This is a genomic window from uncultured Faecalicoccus sp. (genome assembly GCF_944325745.1).
GTDB lineage: Bacteria > Bacillota_I > Bacilli_A > Erysipelotrichales > Erysipelotrichaceae > Faecalicoccus.
Map to the genome: position 1 here is coordinate 1 of NZ_CALVBG010000028.1, position 15,160 is coordinate 15,160.

The window sequence follows — 15,160 nt, forward strand, 5'->3', positions numbered from 1 at the left end:
TTTTTTTGGCTTTTTCGGTCTTATGGATGGCCGGATCGGTCCGTTGTTTGTCTTTCTTGTCCCCTTCCGCTATCATGAAATTGAATAGGGGAATCATTATGAGAATTAAGACAATGATTTTAGTTTTTGTTTTCAGCTGTTTATTGGTAGGCTGTACATTGCAAACTTCGCAGTTGAATCCTGAAATTTTGGAACAGTATCGCCAAGATGAAGAACAGTTTTATGAAGACAATGAAGTCATTGGTACGATGAAGCTGACAAAATCGGAAACCTTTGATTATTTCCACTTTGAAGGTTATCGCTATGATGACGATGCCTTTTCTTTATTCTTTAGTGGCACGGTTCAAGTACCTGGATCTACGATTTTGATCAAATTTGGCAGAAACCCGGATACATCCACGTTTTCATTTTTGATTCAGGGAGACCAGTCTACATATTATGAGTTTGAAAGAGAGCCGATTTTGCTGGTGCCTGAAGACGGATCCTTCTGCGGCAGTTATCTGGAGACCTTAGAACTCCAGTCTTCATCCCAACGACTTTTTTCCTTTGCGATGACCGAATCTTCTGCTTCTTATTCGTGCAGTTTGGATCATCCGGGACCGGGATCTTATCAAGGCGAAGGCACTTTCCTCTATTTTACGGGATATGTTTCGGATACATACAACTCTTAAGATTTCCTTAAACTCAAGGGCAAGTCCTTGAGTTTTTTTTGTCGATGTTCTAAAATCCAGTTATGCATAAAATATTACGCTTCGTCAAATCAAAGCCCTTTTTGATTGCCGCATCTTTTTTGATCCAATTAGGACTTTTCATTTTATTGATCTCCTGGTTTTCACGACGCTTTTTCGGGATCTATTTTTTATTGGTCCTTTTGAGTTTTGTGATCAGCGTGCAGGTCATTAATCGCGATTCGGACTCTTCAAGCAAGCTGTTATGGGTCCTGGTCATCATGTTTATGCCCGTTTTTGGAGGCCTTTTGTACATCTTGTTTGGGGCTCGAAAGATCCCGAAAGAATTAATGATCAAAGACCGTCAGGCAGCTTACGATTACCAGCGCTATGCGAAACAGAGCATGCGTGTCTTGATGCGTGAACAAGATGATTTCGTTTTGGATAAGATGGCTTCTTTAGCCTGGTCCAACGGATATTTTCCGGTCTATGATCAATGTGATGTCCGCTATTTTCCGACGGGGGAACAACAGTTCCAGTCTTTTCTTCATGAGTTGTCCAAAGCAAAATCCTTTATCTTTTTAGAATTTTTTATCATCAATAAAAGTGTGATGTGGAATACGATCTTACAGATCTTGTTAGATAAGGCAAGCGAAGGGGTCGATGTTCGTTTGATCTATGATGATTTTGGGACCATCACTTATCTGCCGGCCCATTATGATCGCTGGCTCAATGAACGCGGTATCAAGACGCAGCGTTTCAATCCGATGAAACCGCAGATCGCGATCCAGATGAACAACCGGGATCATCGTAAGATCTTGGTGGTGGATGGCAAAGTCGCCTTTACCGGCGGCTGCAATATCTCGGATGAGTATATCAATACAAAAGAACGCTTTGGCCATTGGAAAGATATGGGCATCTGCATCAAAGGACCGGCTGTGGAAACATTTACGGTCTCCTTTTTACAGATCTGGAACTATCAATCCGATACACCAACCCAGTACGATTCCTTTGTTCTAAAAGGCGACCATCAAGATTATTATGACAAACCGGGTTATCTGATTCCTTTTAGTGATTCTCCTACCGATGACAATTACACGGGAAAATTCATGCATTTGAATCTGTTGAACATGTCTCGCGATTATTTCTGGATCACAACGCCTTATTTGATCTTGGATGATGAAATGGTGACCAATCTGCAGCTGGCCGTCAGCAGCGGAGTCGATGTTCGGATCGTTGTTCCGGCGATCCCGGATAAAAAAGTCGTTTATCAAGTCACGAAGGCCAATTATGATGCCTTGATCCAAAAAGGGGTCAGAATCTATGAGTATTCACCGGGATTTATCCACGGCAAGGTGGCCTTGAGTGATGATCGCAGCGCCATCGTCGGCACTGTCAATATGGACTTCCGTTCTTACTATCTACATTATGAGTGCGGGGTTTTCTTGCGAGATACACAATGTATAAATGACATAAAAAAAGACTTTGAAGAAATCTTTAAAGTTTCACACGAAGTGACTGGGGAAGAATGTGAACAAGTCAATTTCTTTGTTCGTCAATTCCGTCGATTCTTAAAGATCTTTGGACCGATGTTATAGAAAAAGAGGAGCGCTGCTCCTCTTAAATCATTTTCTGGGGGTCGACATACTGATCAAATTCTTCTTCGGTCAAATACCCTAACTCTAAGATGGCTTCCTTTAAAGAAAGATCATGATGATAAGCGTATTGGCTGGCCTTGCCGGCCTTTTCATATCCGATGATCGGGTTCAGACAAGTGACCAGCATCAAAGAGTGATGTAAGTTTTGATCCATGACATCTTTGTTAGCCTTTAACCCTTTTAAACAGCGTTCAGTAAACGAATCCATCGCATCGGCCAAAAGTTGAATGGTTTGATCGATATTATAGGCAATCAAAGGCATAAAGACATTGAGCTCAAAATTTCCCTGACTGGCGGCGATTCCGATGGCCGCATCGTTTCCCATGACTTGAACGCATACCATGGTCAAGGCCTCGCATTGGGTCGGATTGACTTTTCCCGGCATGATGGAACTGCCCGGTTCATTGGACGGGATCTCGATTTCATGGATCCCGCATCGTGGGCCAGAAGCCAGCCAGCGAATATCATTGGCAATTTTCATACAGTTGGCAGCCAGGCCTTTTAAGGCGCCGGATAATAATACGGCGGCATCCTTGCTTGTCAAGGCATGGAATTTATTGGGATCCGGCATATAATCGATTCCGGTCATTTCTTTTAAGATTGAACAAACTTTTTGATCGAATCCTTTCGGACAGTTGATCCCGGTTCCCACGGCGGTTGCCCCGATGGCCAGTTCACAGACATATTTTAAACTGTCTTTGATCTGTTGGATACTGTGTTCGATCATGGAACGATAACCGCTGAGTTCCTGAGAGAAATAGAGCGGGGTCGCATCTTGAAGATGAGTACGGCCGATCTTGATGATCCCCTCGTTTGCTTTTTCAAGATCCCGGATACAGGATGCCATCTTTTCAGCGCTAGGGATCAGTTCATGGATCGTCTTGTCGGCCATCATCATATGCAGGGCCGTAGGGAAGGTATCATTAGAACTTTGCGAACAATTGACAATATCATTCGGGTGCAGGATCGCTTCATTGGCCCACTGGTTTCCTAAAGTTGTGATGACCTCATTGAAATTCATGTTGGTCTGGGTCCCGCTTCCGGTTTGCCAAATGTGCAAAGGAAATTGATCTAAGTACTCTCCTTCCAAGATCTGCGCAGTGACATGACGGATTGCCTGATATTGTTTTTCAGAGATCTTTCCGTATTCGTAATTAGCTTTGGCACACGCTTGTTTCAAGGCCGCAAAGGCATAGAGCAGGCTTTCTGGCATTGTTTCCTTTCCGATCGGGAAGTTTTCCAGACTTCTCTGGGTCTGGCTCTTCCAGTATTTATCACTAGGAACCTTTACTTTTCCTAGAACATCTTCTTCGATTCGATACGTTGACATATTCATTCCTCCATAGACTGTAGTGTATCATTTTTTTGGCGTTCTATGTTAAAATATGAGTAGTTTTTGATGGTTTCAAAGGAGAGATGAATCCTATGAGGATGCAGAAGGTATACGAAGCGTATTTTGATGATTATGATTGTTTAAAAGTTTATATGTCCAATAATTTTTTTAATGGACAATCGCGCATTTTTCATATCAAAGATGCGAAAGATCAGATCATTCCTTTACGGATCCAATCGAAACAAGATCTTCCAGGCGGATATACGAAATATGTATTGTCGATTCTAGGCGATCTGGAGATTGGTGAAGAATATGTCGTTTACGATGAGCATTGCCAGAGAGCCATTTGTCAATATGGCCATATTGTCAAGACACAGCGTTTCAATGAAGAGTTTACGTATTTAAAATCGGATCTAGGTTGTCAATACACGCCCAAGAAGACCACATTTAAAGTGTGGTCGCCAGTAGCTCACAAGATCTTGTTGAAGCTTTCATTAAATGGAAAAGAAACGATCTATGAGATGGAGCGGCAAGACAAAGGGACTTACGGATTGGAAGTCAAAAAAGATCTTTTAAATGCCCATTATACGCTGATGGTTCGTGTGAACGGTGCCTGGCAAGAAACAGTGGATCCTTATAACTGCTTTTGCGGTCCGAACACCCAATATAGTGTTGTTCAATCTTTTGATCATGTGGATCTGCCCCCAAAAGTTTCTTTACCGCCGATGGATTCAAATACGGAGGCAATCCTATACGAAGCCAGCATTCGCGATCTGACGGCAGAACCAGGGATCGGGATCCAACATCCTAAGACTTTTCCAGGTTTTGTAGAAGAAAACTTAACAACCCGCTCCTTGAATACGGGCTTTAGCTATATCAAGTCTTTAGGTATCACCCATATCCAGCTTTTGCCAATCTTTGATTTCGGCAGTGTGGATGAAATGCATACCAAGATTTTCTACAACTGGGGGTATGATCCGGTACACCATCGCTGTCTGGAAGGCAGCTACAGTACCGATTGCACAAAGGCGACATGCCGCATCGAAGAGTTTGCCCAACTTGTGCAAGCCTGTCATCAGGCCGGTCTTCGTGTCAATTTGGACCTTGTCTTTAATCATGTCTATAATAAAACAACCTATCCTCTGGAAGTCCTGGTTCCCAATTATTATTTCTTGATGGATACCGAGGGCAACTTCAGTAACGGCTCTTTCTGCGGCAACGATATCGATACCCAGCCGCCGATGGCCCGTCAATATTTTTTGGATACCTGTAAGATGATCGTGGAGCGTTATGATGTGGATGGGTTCCGATTCGATCTGATGGGGATCTTAGATTACAGTTTGATCAATGAGATCGCTGAAGAATGTCGAAAACAAAAACCGGATTTCATGATCTATGGAGAAGGCTGGAATATGCCGAGTTTTGTGTCGGAGGACTTGCGTGCCTCGATGCAGAATCAATATAAGATGCCTTACGTCGGTCATTTTAACGACCGTTTCCGCGAGACATGCCGCGGCTCTAATGGCGATTTGGAAATCAAAGGCTATTCCAATGGGGAAACCTCGCTGATCTATATGATGGAAATGTGTCTGGGCGGAGGTGTTTTGGATGATTTGTTTGATTCTCCGCAAAAAGCCATCAATTATGTAGAATGCCATGACAATCATACTTTATGGGATAAAAATCAGGTCTGCTGCCAAAATGAATCACGCGGGATCTTGATGCTGCGCCAATCTTTGGCCAATGCGCTGGTCTTGCTGGCGCAAGGTGTCCCTTTCCTGCATTGCGGGCAAGAATTTGGACGTACCAAGTATAATTTAGATAACAGTTATAATCGTAGTGATCATTACAATCATATCGATTACAGTCTGCGCAATAAGCACATGCCGATCGTGGTGGATACCAAATTGTTGATCAAGATCCGCAAAGAGCATCCTTGTTTTAGATTGAAGACCAGAGAAGAGATCCTCGAGAATGTCCGGTTCGAAGAGATCGATCAAAAAGTTCTAATCTATAAAGTCAAAAAAGATCAAGATATCTGTATCTGTTTTTTCAATCCAACGATGCAGCACTACACCTATCAAAGTCCTGTTGATCTGGAGATCTTGTTTGATAATGGAAACATCAATTCTCAGTATACGAATTTTGTGAACATTGACCCCTATTGCGTGGTCGTATGTAAGGCATCGTCGGCGTTTTGGTCTTGACACTCCTTGTTCTAGACCATAAAATATTTTCAATAACTTCAAATAAGGAGGATAACTATGGCGAAGTTTCTTAAAGAACCATCTCGTACTTTCAGTGAGTATTTATTGATCCCGGGTTATACATCGGAAGACTGTATTCCGGACAATGTCGATCTTTCGACGCCGTTAGTCAAATATAAAAAAGGAGAAAAGCCTTCTCTCCATTTGAACATCCCTATGGTCTCTGCCGTGATGCAGGCTGTCAGCGGAGAAGAGATGGCCTGTGCTTTGGCTCGTGAAGGAGGCGTCAGCTTCATCTTCGGTTCACAGTCCATTGAATCGCAGGCCGCTATGGTCCGCAAAGTCAAGGCAACCAAGTCTGGATTTACCGGCAGTGATTCCAATGTCAGTCCGGATGCGACCTTGGCCGATGTTTTGACTTTGAAAGAAAAAACCGGACATTCTACGATGGCCGTGACCGAAAATGGAGAAGCCGATGGCAAACTGGTGGGAATCGTAACGAGCCGCGATTATCGTGTGAGCCGTATGGATCTCTCTACGCCTGTCAAAGAATTTATGACCCCCTTTGAAAAACTGATCGTAGGCAAAGAAGATATCTCATTGAGTGAAGCCAACGATTTGATTTGGGATCATAAGCTCAATCAGCTGCCGATCGTCGATGAAAATCAAAGACTGAAAGCGTTTGTGTTCCGCAAGGACTACGCCAGCCATAAAGACAATCCAAAAGAATTGCTCGATGAACAAAAACGCTATATCGTCGGGGCCGGGATCAATACGCGCGACTATGAACAGCGTGTTCCTGCTTTAGTGGAAGCCGGTGTCGATATTCTGTGTATCGATTCCAGTGAAGGTTATTCCTGCTGGCAGGCAAAGACCTTACAGTGGATCCGTGAAAAATATGGAGATACGGTCAAAGTAGGAGCCGGAAACGTTGTGGATGAAGACGGATTCCGTTTCTTGGCCGAAGCCGGTGCTGACTTCGTGAAGATCGGAATCGGCGGCGGTTCGATCTGTATCACTCGTGAACAAAAAGGAATTGGCCGTGGGCAGGCAACAGCGACCCTTGACGTGGCGCGTGCCCGTGATAAATACTTCGAAGAAACCGGCGTGTACATTCCTATCTGCAGTGACGGGGGAATCGTTCATGACTATCACATCACATTGGCTTTAGCTTTTGGGGCCGACTTTGTGATGCTGGGACGTTATTTTGCGCGTTTCAAAGAAGCACCAAACAATCTTGTATCCATCAATGGCAACTACATGAAAGAATACTGGGGCGAAGGAAGTGCCCGTGCTCGTAACTGGCAGCGGTATGATGTCGGCGGCGAAGGCAAGATGAGCTTTGTCGAAGGGGTCGATTCCTATGTTCCCTATGCGGGAACACTCCATGAGAACGTAGGCTTGACCTTGTCTAAGATCTCTCATACGATGTGCAACTGCGGCTGTCTAAGCATTCCGGATCTTCAAAAGAATGCCAAGGTCACGCTTGTTTCCAGCACCAGTATCGTGGAAGGCGGGGCCCACGACGTTGTCGTTCGTGATGAAAGCTTTGATGCCAAACCTCACTAGATCATCCAAAGGGCGAAAAGCCCTTTTTTTGTATGGATGCACTTTGAAGGGGAGTTTGTTATAATGGGGGCATGAATGAATCAAACAGTACCGATCTTTTACTGGACATCAGTATTCTATATCGCAGTACGCAAAAATATTATGATAAGATGCTTCAATCTTTATCGCTGACCTATGCTCAGCTGCCGATCCTGATCTTGATCTATGAACACGAGGGGATCTCTTTACAACAGATTGCTTATGAAGGCGGCTATGACAAAGGGACGATCACAAAACAGGTGCAAAAACTTCAGGAGATGGGCTATATTCGCGTCCAGTCTTCGCAGCGTGACAAACGGGCCAAAGAATTGTATACGACACAGAATGCCCGTTCGATCATGAATAAGATCTATGGTATACGGGCTTCCTGGTGGCAGCATATCAGTGCATCCATTCCCGAAAATGATATGCAGAAGTTTTCGACCTTTTATAAGACCATGGTGGTCTCTGCCCGGGAATTTGCACAAAAAGATCAAGAAGAAATCGTCTTTTTTGATCATCAGAAATTAAATATCGAGATCGATCCCGGCAAGATGTCAACGATCGTCTGGACCGGAGGATGTAATTTCCGCTGTCCATTTTGTGAGCGCAGCCGGTTCATTTTCTTAAAAGAAGATTCTCGTGTGATCACCGGGACAAAGATTCTTCAATACTTGGAAGAGCGCCAAAACGTCTTAGATCAGCTGGTGATCACCGGGGGAGAACCTCTGATGCATCCGGAACTGGATTCTTTTTTAAAGGAAGCCAAAGCCCTGGGATATCAAATTCGCATCGAGACCAATGGATCTTATCCTCAACATCTGGAAGATCTGATCCAGAATCATCGGGTTGATCAGGTGGTCATGTCATTAAAAAACACGCCAGAAAAATATGGCCAATCGATCGGATTGGATCAAGCGGAGATCCAAAAGATCCAAAGATCGGTGGATATTTTATTGCACTGTGATTTGGATGTGCGTTTTGTGATAGTTCCCATTAAAGAATTCCATGGTCAAGAAGATCTGATCCAAATGATCACTTGGATCAAGGATGCACCTTGTATCGAACTTCATTCCTATCAAGAGTCTATGACGCCGATCCAAGAAGGATTACATGGATATACGCATCAAGAGTTACAAAGTTTATTGCCGCAACTTCAAGAAATCACACCAAACATCAAGATAAAGGGGGGATCTTTGTGAAAGTCGAAAAGCGCGACGGGACCATCGTCGATTTTGATATGACCAAGATCATTCATGCGATCCAAAAAGCATTTGATTCTTGTAAGATCACATCGGATCCTCAAATCTTTGAACTGCTGGTCTTGCGGGTCAGCGCGGATTTTCAACCCAAGGTCCAAAATGGTATCGTTTCCGTGGAAGATATCCAGGACAGTGTCGAAAAGATCCTTTCGCAATCGGGCTATACCCAAGTTGCCAAATCGTATATCTTGTATCGCAAACAGCGGGAAAATGTACGGCGGATCGAGAATACCACGCTGGATTATAAAAACATTGTCGACAGTTATTTGAATGATACCGAACGAACGCATCAAAGTGATCAGCCTTCTTTGTATTCGGTCGGCGGTCTGATCTTGTCTAATTCCGGAGCCATCACTCGCAATTACTGGATGAGTGAAGTGTACGATGCACCCATCGAAAAAGCTCATGACAGCGGCTTGATCCACATCCATGATCTGGATATGCTGACAGGGGACAGCGCCAGCTGGAGCTTATTATCCTTGATCCAGAAGGGCATCAAGACGGAACCGGGACAGATTGTTTCCCGGCCGGCCAAACATTTGATGACATTGTGCAATCAAATGGTCAACGTCTTAGGGATCTTGCAGAATGAATGGGCGGGCGCTCAAAGTTTTTCAGGCTTTGATACTTACTTGGCCCCGTATATTCGAAAAGACCAGCTGGAGCGTTCAGAAGTAAAAAAAGCGTTGGAAGCCTTTATCTATGGAGTCAACATTCCTTCTCGATGGGGATCACAAACGCCTTTTGGCAATGTCTTGTTTGATATGAAAGTGCCATCGGATCTGGTGGATGAAAAAGCTTGGATCGGCAATCAACAGATGGATTTTAGTTATGGAGATTGTCAAGAAGAGATGGAGTTGCTGCAGGAGGTCTTCTTTGAAATCTTATGGGAAGGCGATGAAGTCGGCAATGGATTCCCGTTTCCGATCCCCACTGTGATGATTCAAGATGATTTTGATTTTGAAAATGAAAGGTATCAGAACATTTTTCGCTGTGCGGGCAAATACGGCTCGGTCTATTTTGTGCATCAAGATCCGAAAAACGATCATCGCAAGGTGGATGAACATCAATGGAATCAAAAACCGGGATTCTATACGTATCCGGAAAACTCCGGAAGCATTGGAACGGTTACGATCAACTTGGTGCGCTTAGCGTATCTTGCCAAAGAGGAAGCGGACTTTTTCAAACAGTTAGAAGACGTACTAGAACTTTCGTGCCGGTCTTTACAGATCAAACGGCAAGTTTTGAATAAATTATTTAAGAGTGGATTGTATCCTTGCAGTGCACAGTTCATTTCGAATTTAGATTCGCATTTTTCAACGATTGGGATCGTCGGGATGAATGAAGCGGGATTAAATGCCCGTTGGCTGCGCAAAGATATGTCGGATCCTGATACGCAAGCCTTTGCCTATCGTGTCTTAGATTTTATTCGGGAGCGCTTGATCCACCAACAAGAAAAGACGCATTGTCTGTATAATTTAGAAGCAACTCCTGCGGAGAGTGTCTCTGTGCGCTTTGCCGCCAAGGATCGGGAACTCTATCCGGATATGTCGACAAGCTCGATCGAACGCTATACCAACTCGACCCAGCTGCCGTTAGAAAATCGGGAAGATCTCTTCACATCTTTGGAGATCCAACAAAAACTTCAAAAGTTATACAATGGGGGCACATATTTTTCGATTGTACTGATGCAGGGAATCGAAGATTGGAAGGCGGTTCGTTCGTTGGTCCAAACGATCATTCAATCGTTCACATTGTATGATTTTGTTTTTTCTCCCGTTTATTCCGTTTGTCCGGAACATGGCTATCAAAAAGGACTGGTGGTCACCTGCCCTGAATGTCAAAAAGAATGTACGATCTGGGCACGTCTGGCTGGTTATTATCATCCTATTCCGGCATCCAAGATTTCGCATCAGACGGAATTCTTGAAACGGAATCCTTTTGATATCGATTAGAGGTCTAAGCACCTCTTTTTTTGTTGGTTGATGGATCTTCTAACCTATGTTAGGATAGGAATACTTGTGTGAACAAAGGAGGTTTTATGCGACTGATCTTACACTATATGAAGGCGTATAAGATGCTTGTATGTTTGAACATCTTATCCGTTTTTGGCTTTGCCTTGGCCGAGTTAGGGATCCCGACATTGATCTCAAATATGATCGATGAAGGGGTGCTTCGCCAAGACAGCGCGTACCTGATCCATACCGGACTGATCATTGCCCTGATCTCGGTCATTGGTGTGTTCGGTACGATTCTATTAGGGTATTGTTGCGCTAGAATCTCTACATCTGTGACACGTGACATCCGCAATGATGTCTTTCGAAAGATTCAGAGTTTCTCGCACGCCCAGATGAATGAATTCGGGGTATCCAGCTTGATCACGCGTACGAATAATGATGCCTTTCAGATCATGACGTTTTTGAATGTGATCCTGCGTACGGCTCTATTGACTCCGGTGATGATCGTTGTCAGCTTTACGTTGACCATTCGCTCTAATTTTGATTTGTCTTTGATCATTGCCTCTACGGTACCTGTGATCGTTTTGGGAGTGTTTCTGGTCGGCAAGTTTTCGCAGCCGATCAGCGAGCGGCAGCAAGCTTCTCTGGACCGCTTGAATCGCATCTTCCGTGAAAATCTTACGGGGATCCGCGTGATTCGCTCGTTCAATAATGATGCCTATGAAAGCGAACGCTTTGATCAGGAAAACCGCTTCTTTATGAAGCAGTCTCGTTCCTTGTTCAAGCTGATGTCCAGTACCGAGCCAATCTTCTTTTTTGTGATGAACCTGGCAGCTTTGGCCATCTATTATGTGGCAGCCGGCATGATCAATGCCAATACGCTGCAGGTGGGAATGTTGGTCGCGTTCATGGAATATCTGTTTCATGCGATGTTGTCAGTGATGTTGTTTTGTACCGTGTTTATGATGTATCCCAGAGCCGCCGTATCGGCCCGAAGGATCCAGGCTATCTTTGATTCAAATTCTACGATCTTGGATCCCCAAGCACCGCAAGAATTATCGGATATTGAATCATTGACGTTTGATGATGTGACGTTTGTCTATCCGGATGGAGAGGAATCTGTTCTGGAGCATATTTCTTTTGAAGTCAAAAAAGGCGAGACCATTGCCTTTATCGGTTCTACCGGCTCAGGGAAGAGTACTCTGATTGGCTTGGTTCCTCGGTTCTATGATGTGTCGGCTGGCTCGATTCGAATCAATGGAATCGATATACGAAACTATTCTTTACAGGATCTGCGCTCTAAGATCGGCTATGTTTCCCAAAAGGCTTTCTTATTCCGAGGGTCGATTGCGGATAATATTCGCTTTGGGAAAAAGACAGCGACAAAAGAAGAAATTGAACATGCGGCCAAGGTTGCCCAGGCGTACGATTTCATTCAGGAAAAACCGGAACAGTTTGAAGAACGAATCGTAGAAGGCGCCACGAATGTCTCTGGCGGGCAAAAACAGCGCTTGTCGATCACGAGGGCTTTGGTTCGACATCCCCAGATCTATATTTATGATGATTCTTTTTCGGCTTTGGATTTTGCGACCGATGCTCGATTGCGCAAAGCTTTAAAACCGGAGGTCAAAGATGCGATCATGATGATCGTGGCCCAGCGAGTTTCCACGATTATGGATGCGGACCATATCCTGGTCTTGAATGAAGGGAAAGTGGCCGGTTATGGCACGCATAAGGAATTACTGGAAAGCTGTGCGATCTATCGGGAGATCGCCTTATCGCAGCTGAGTGAAAAGGAGCTTGCGTATGCCTAATCGAAAAGCGAGCACCAAAAGCTGTATCAAAGGGTTATTGTCTTTTATGCGCCCGTATCGCACAAAAGCGATCATTGCCCTTGTGATGATCGTGATCACCCAAGGGGCCTTTGCGCTCAATCCGATGGTGGAAGGAATGATCACTTCTCAATTGACTGAAGATGCGATGGATATTCTCAATAAGATCCCGGGAGCCCATGTGCATTTTGATGTGATCTTCAAGATCATGATGATCCTGATGGGACTTTATCTCTTGAAGACGGTTTCTCAGCTAATCACGGCCTTCTTTTTGACCGATGCGATCCAGGGGGCGATGCATGATCTAAGAAATGCCCTTCAAAAGAAGATCCAGCGATTGCCGGTCCGTTATTTTGATGACCATCCGTTTGGGGATCTTTTAAGCAAGGTGACTAATGATGTCGATGCCTTGAGCAACGCCCTTCAACAAGCCTTGACGCGAGTTTTTGGCGGGATATTGACTTTTATCTTCGTCATTACGATGATGTTGCGGATCAATTTGTGGATGAGTGTGATTGCCTTGTTGATCATTCCATTCTCATTGATCATAACTAAGTTTGTTGTCGGTCATTCACAGCGTCTTTTTGAAAAACAACAGGCAACCTTGGGAGAACTGAATGGAACGATTACTGAAATGTATGGCGGATTCAACGAAATCATCCTTTATGGCAAGCAAGAAGATGCCATCAAACGATTTGAGGATGTCAATGAGAGAATGTGCAATGCCAGTTTTAAGGCGCAATTTGTCTCCAGTCTGATTTCTCCGCTAATTTCTTTATGTACTTATCTGGCGATTGGCGGGGTAGCTGTATTAGGTTGTATTTTTGTGATACAGGGAGTCATCACGGTAGGAAACTTGCAGGCATTTATCCGGTATATCTGGCAGATCAATGAGCCGCTTTCTTCGATTTCGCAATTATCCGGTCAAGTGCAGTCTGCTTTTGCGGGCATGGGGCGAATCTTCGGTATGCTGGAAGAGGAAGAAGAGGTTTTGGGAAATCCGAATCCAATCGTACTGCATGATGTGAAAGGCATGGTAAAATTTGAACATGTTCAGTTTGGCTATGATGAAGAGCTTTTGATGCACGATGTCAATATTGATGTCAAACCGGGACAGATGGTGGCCATCGTGGGACCGACCGGAGCTGGTAAGACCACGTTGATGAATCTGCTGTTGCGGTTCTATGATGTCAAAGGAGGCGCCATCAAGATCGATGGTGTCGATATCCGGGATATGCCTCGAGAAAACCTTCGTTCTTTGTTTTCCTTGGTTTTACAGGATACGTGGCTGTTCAATGGATCGGTCTATGACAATATTCGGTATGGCCGAAGAGATGCCCGCAGAGATGAAGTAATCGAAGCGGCCAAAATGGCCAATGTTCATCATTTTATCCGGACCTTGAGTCAGGGCTATGATACGCAGCTTAACGAAGAAGTCAACAATATTTCGCAAGGCGAAAAACAGTTGTTGACGATTGCTCGTGCCATTCTAAAAGATCCGCAGATCCTGATATTGGATGAAGCGACCAGTTCTGTGGATACGCGTTTGGAAAAGATGCTTCAGGAAGCGATGCAGCGCGTCATGGCCAATCGCACCAGCTTTGTGATTGCGCACCGCTTATCGACGATCAAGAATGCAGATTTGATCCTTGTGCTGCAGCAGGGAAATATCATTGAACAAGGGACACATGAATCTTTATTGGCAAAAAAAGGATTCTATGAAAAGTTGTATCATTCTCAGTTCGCCAACCAGGAATCAACGTAACAGGATAACCTGTTGCGTTTTTTTTGATTTTCTGTTCTTAAGAAAATCTTTAGGTTTAAGTTGTCCAAAGCAGGTATAATAATACTATACGATGAGGAAAGGAACGGTCTTTTATGCAGGTACAAGAATTTTCTCAAACCATCAAACAAGAACTGATTCAAGAATATAAACAACACGCTATGCAGGGAATCTATGGACAGATCCAGATGGAGTTTGCCTATCATTCCAATCGTCTGGAAGGAGGAAAGCTTTCTTTAGAACAAGTGCGTTCTATCTTTTCAGAAGGCCTGCTTTTACCGGATACGAAGCCAGTTCGTCTTTTGGATATTGAAGAGATCACAGGTCATTTTCAAATGTTTGATGAAATGTTGATGACGATCTCAAATACTTTATCCCACAATCTTTTGAAGAAGTATCATCTTTGTCTTCGCAATGGGGTGACAGGTACGCTTAATTTTGCGGGAGAATACAGTAACGTGAATCAGAAAGAAGAATCCTTGCCGGAGGAACTGGTCAAGACGATGGAGTCTTTGATCCGAAATTACAATGAGAAGGACACGCATTCTTTAGAAGATCTGGCACGCTTTCATGTGCATATGGAAAAGATCTTACCTTTTTTCCAAGGAAACAGCCGGATCGGAAGGATCGTACTTTTTAAAGAATGTCTGAAAGATGAGAAAATGCCTTTCTGGATCCACGATGAAAATGAAACGGGGTATCGTCAGGCTCTGCAAAAGGGAAAGGAAACAGGAGATATTGAAGATCTGGTTCATTTATTCAAGAAAGAACAAGACGCTTTCTATGAAGAATTCAAAGACAAGATCTAGAATAGTCAAGCTCTGAGGGATCAGGGCTTTTCTTTTGGTGTATCGTTCGACATTTATAGTGTT

10 protein-coding genes are annotated in these 15,160 nt (G+C 44.1%); 9 read left to right on the plus strand and 1 reads right to left on the minus strand.

What is annotated here, in order from left to right; genetic code table 11:
* The first annotated feature begins 98 nt into the window (after positions 1–98).
* Together Q0J48_RS04145 and cls are read left to right on the plus strand one after the other, a co-directional pair.
* Entirely contained in the window at positions 99–671 is a 573-nt protein-coding gene (locus tag Q0J48_RS04145; RefSeq protein WP_296241928.1) for a hypothetical protein, read from the plus strand.
* A gap of 62 nt (positions 672–733) precedes the next feature.
* On the plus strand, positions 734–2,266 hold the full coding sequence (gene cls / locus Q0J48_RS04150; protein WP_296241932.1) for a cardiolipin synthase: 1,533 nt from the start codon (positions 734–736) through the stop codon (positions 2,264–2,266).
* Between the two features lie 22 nt (positions 2,267–2,288).
* On the opposite strand, the gene Q0J48_RS04155 is transcribed toward cls, so the two are convergent.
* Entirely contained in the window at positions 2,289–3,656 is a 1,368-nt protein-coding gene (locus Q0J48_RS04155; RefSeq protein ID WP_296241934.1) for a lyase family protein, read from the minus strand.
* 101 nt (positions 3,657–3,757) lie between these two features.
* Here Q0J48_RS04155 and pulA point away from each other — a divergent pair, with 101 nt between their 5' ends.
* The 7 genes from pulA (at position 3,758) to Q0J48_RS04190 (ending at position 15,097) form a co-directional block, all read left to right on the plus strand.
* The gene (pulA, locus tag Q0J48_RS04160; protein ID WP_296241936.1) at positions 3,758–5,866 is read left to right on the plus strand and encodes a type I pullulanase; all 2,109 of its coding nucleotides are present in this window, start codon (positions 3,758–3,760) and stop codon (positions 5,864–5,866) included.
* 57 nt (positions 5,867–5,923) lie between these two features.
* Entirely contained in the window at positions 5,924–7,435 is a 1,512-nt protein-coding gene (locus Q0J48_RS04165) for an IMP dehydrogenase (RefSeq protein ID WP_296241937.1), read from the plus strand.
* 71 nt (positions 7,436–7,506) lie between these two features.
* Positions 7,507–8,655 carry an anaerobic ribonucleoside-triphosphate reductase activating protein gene (locus tag Q0J48_RS04170; RefSeq protein WP_296241939.1) on the plus strand — a complete coding sequence of 383 codons (1,149 nt, stop codon included), beginning with the start codon at positions 7,507–7,509 and terminating at the stop codon, positions 8,653–8,655.
* The gene (locus Q0J48_RS04175) at positions 8,652–10,670 is read left to right on the plus strand and encodes a ribonucleoside triphosphate reductase (RefSeq protein ID WP_296241941.1); all 2,019 of its coding nucleotides are present in this window, start codon (positions 8,652–8,654) and stop codon (positions 10,668–10,670) included. The genes Q0J48_RS04170 and Q0J48_RS04175 overlap by 4 nt, the downstream gene beginning before the upstream one ends.
* An 86-nt stretch (positions 10,671–10,756) precedes the next feature.
* Positions 10,757–12,487, plus strand: coding sequence for an ABC transporter ATP-binding protein (locus Q0J48_RS04180; protein WP_296241943.1), 1,731 nt, complete (start codon positions 10,757–10,759; stop codon positions 12,485–12,487).
* Entirely contained in the window at positions 12,480–14,270 is a 1,791-nt protein-coding gene (locus Q0J48_RS04185) for an ABC transporter ATP-binding protein (RefSeq protein WP_296241946.1), read from the plus strand. The genes Q0J48_RS04180 and Q0J48_RS04185 overlap by 8 nt, the downstream gene beginning before the upstream one ends.
* Positions 14,271–14,383: 113 nt before the next feature.
* Positions 14,384–15,097 carry a Fic family protein gene (locus tag Q0J48_RS04190; protein ID WP_296241950.1) on the plus strand — a complete coding sequence of 238 codons (714 nt, stop codon included), beginning with the start codon at positions 14,384–14,386 and terminating at the stop codon, positions 15,095–15,097.
* The last annotated feature ends 63 nt before the right edge of the window (positions 15,098–15,160 follow it).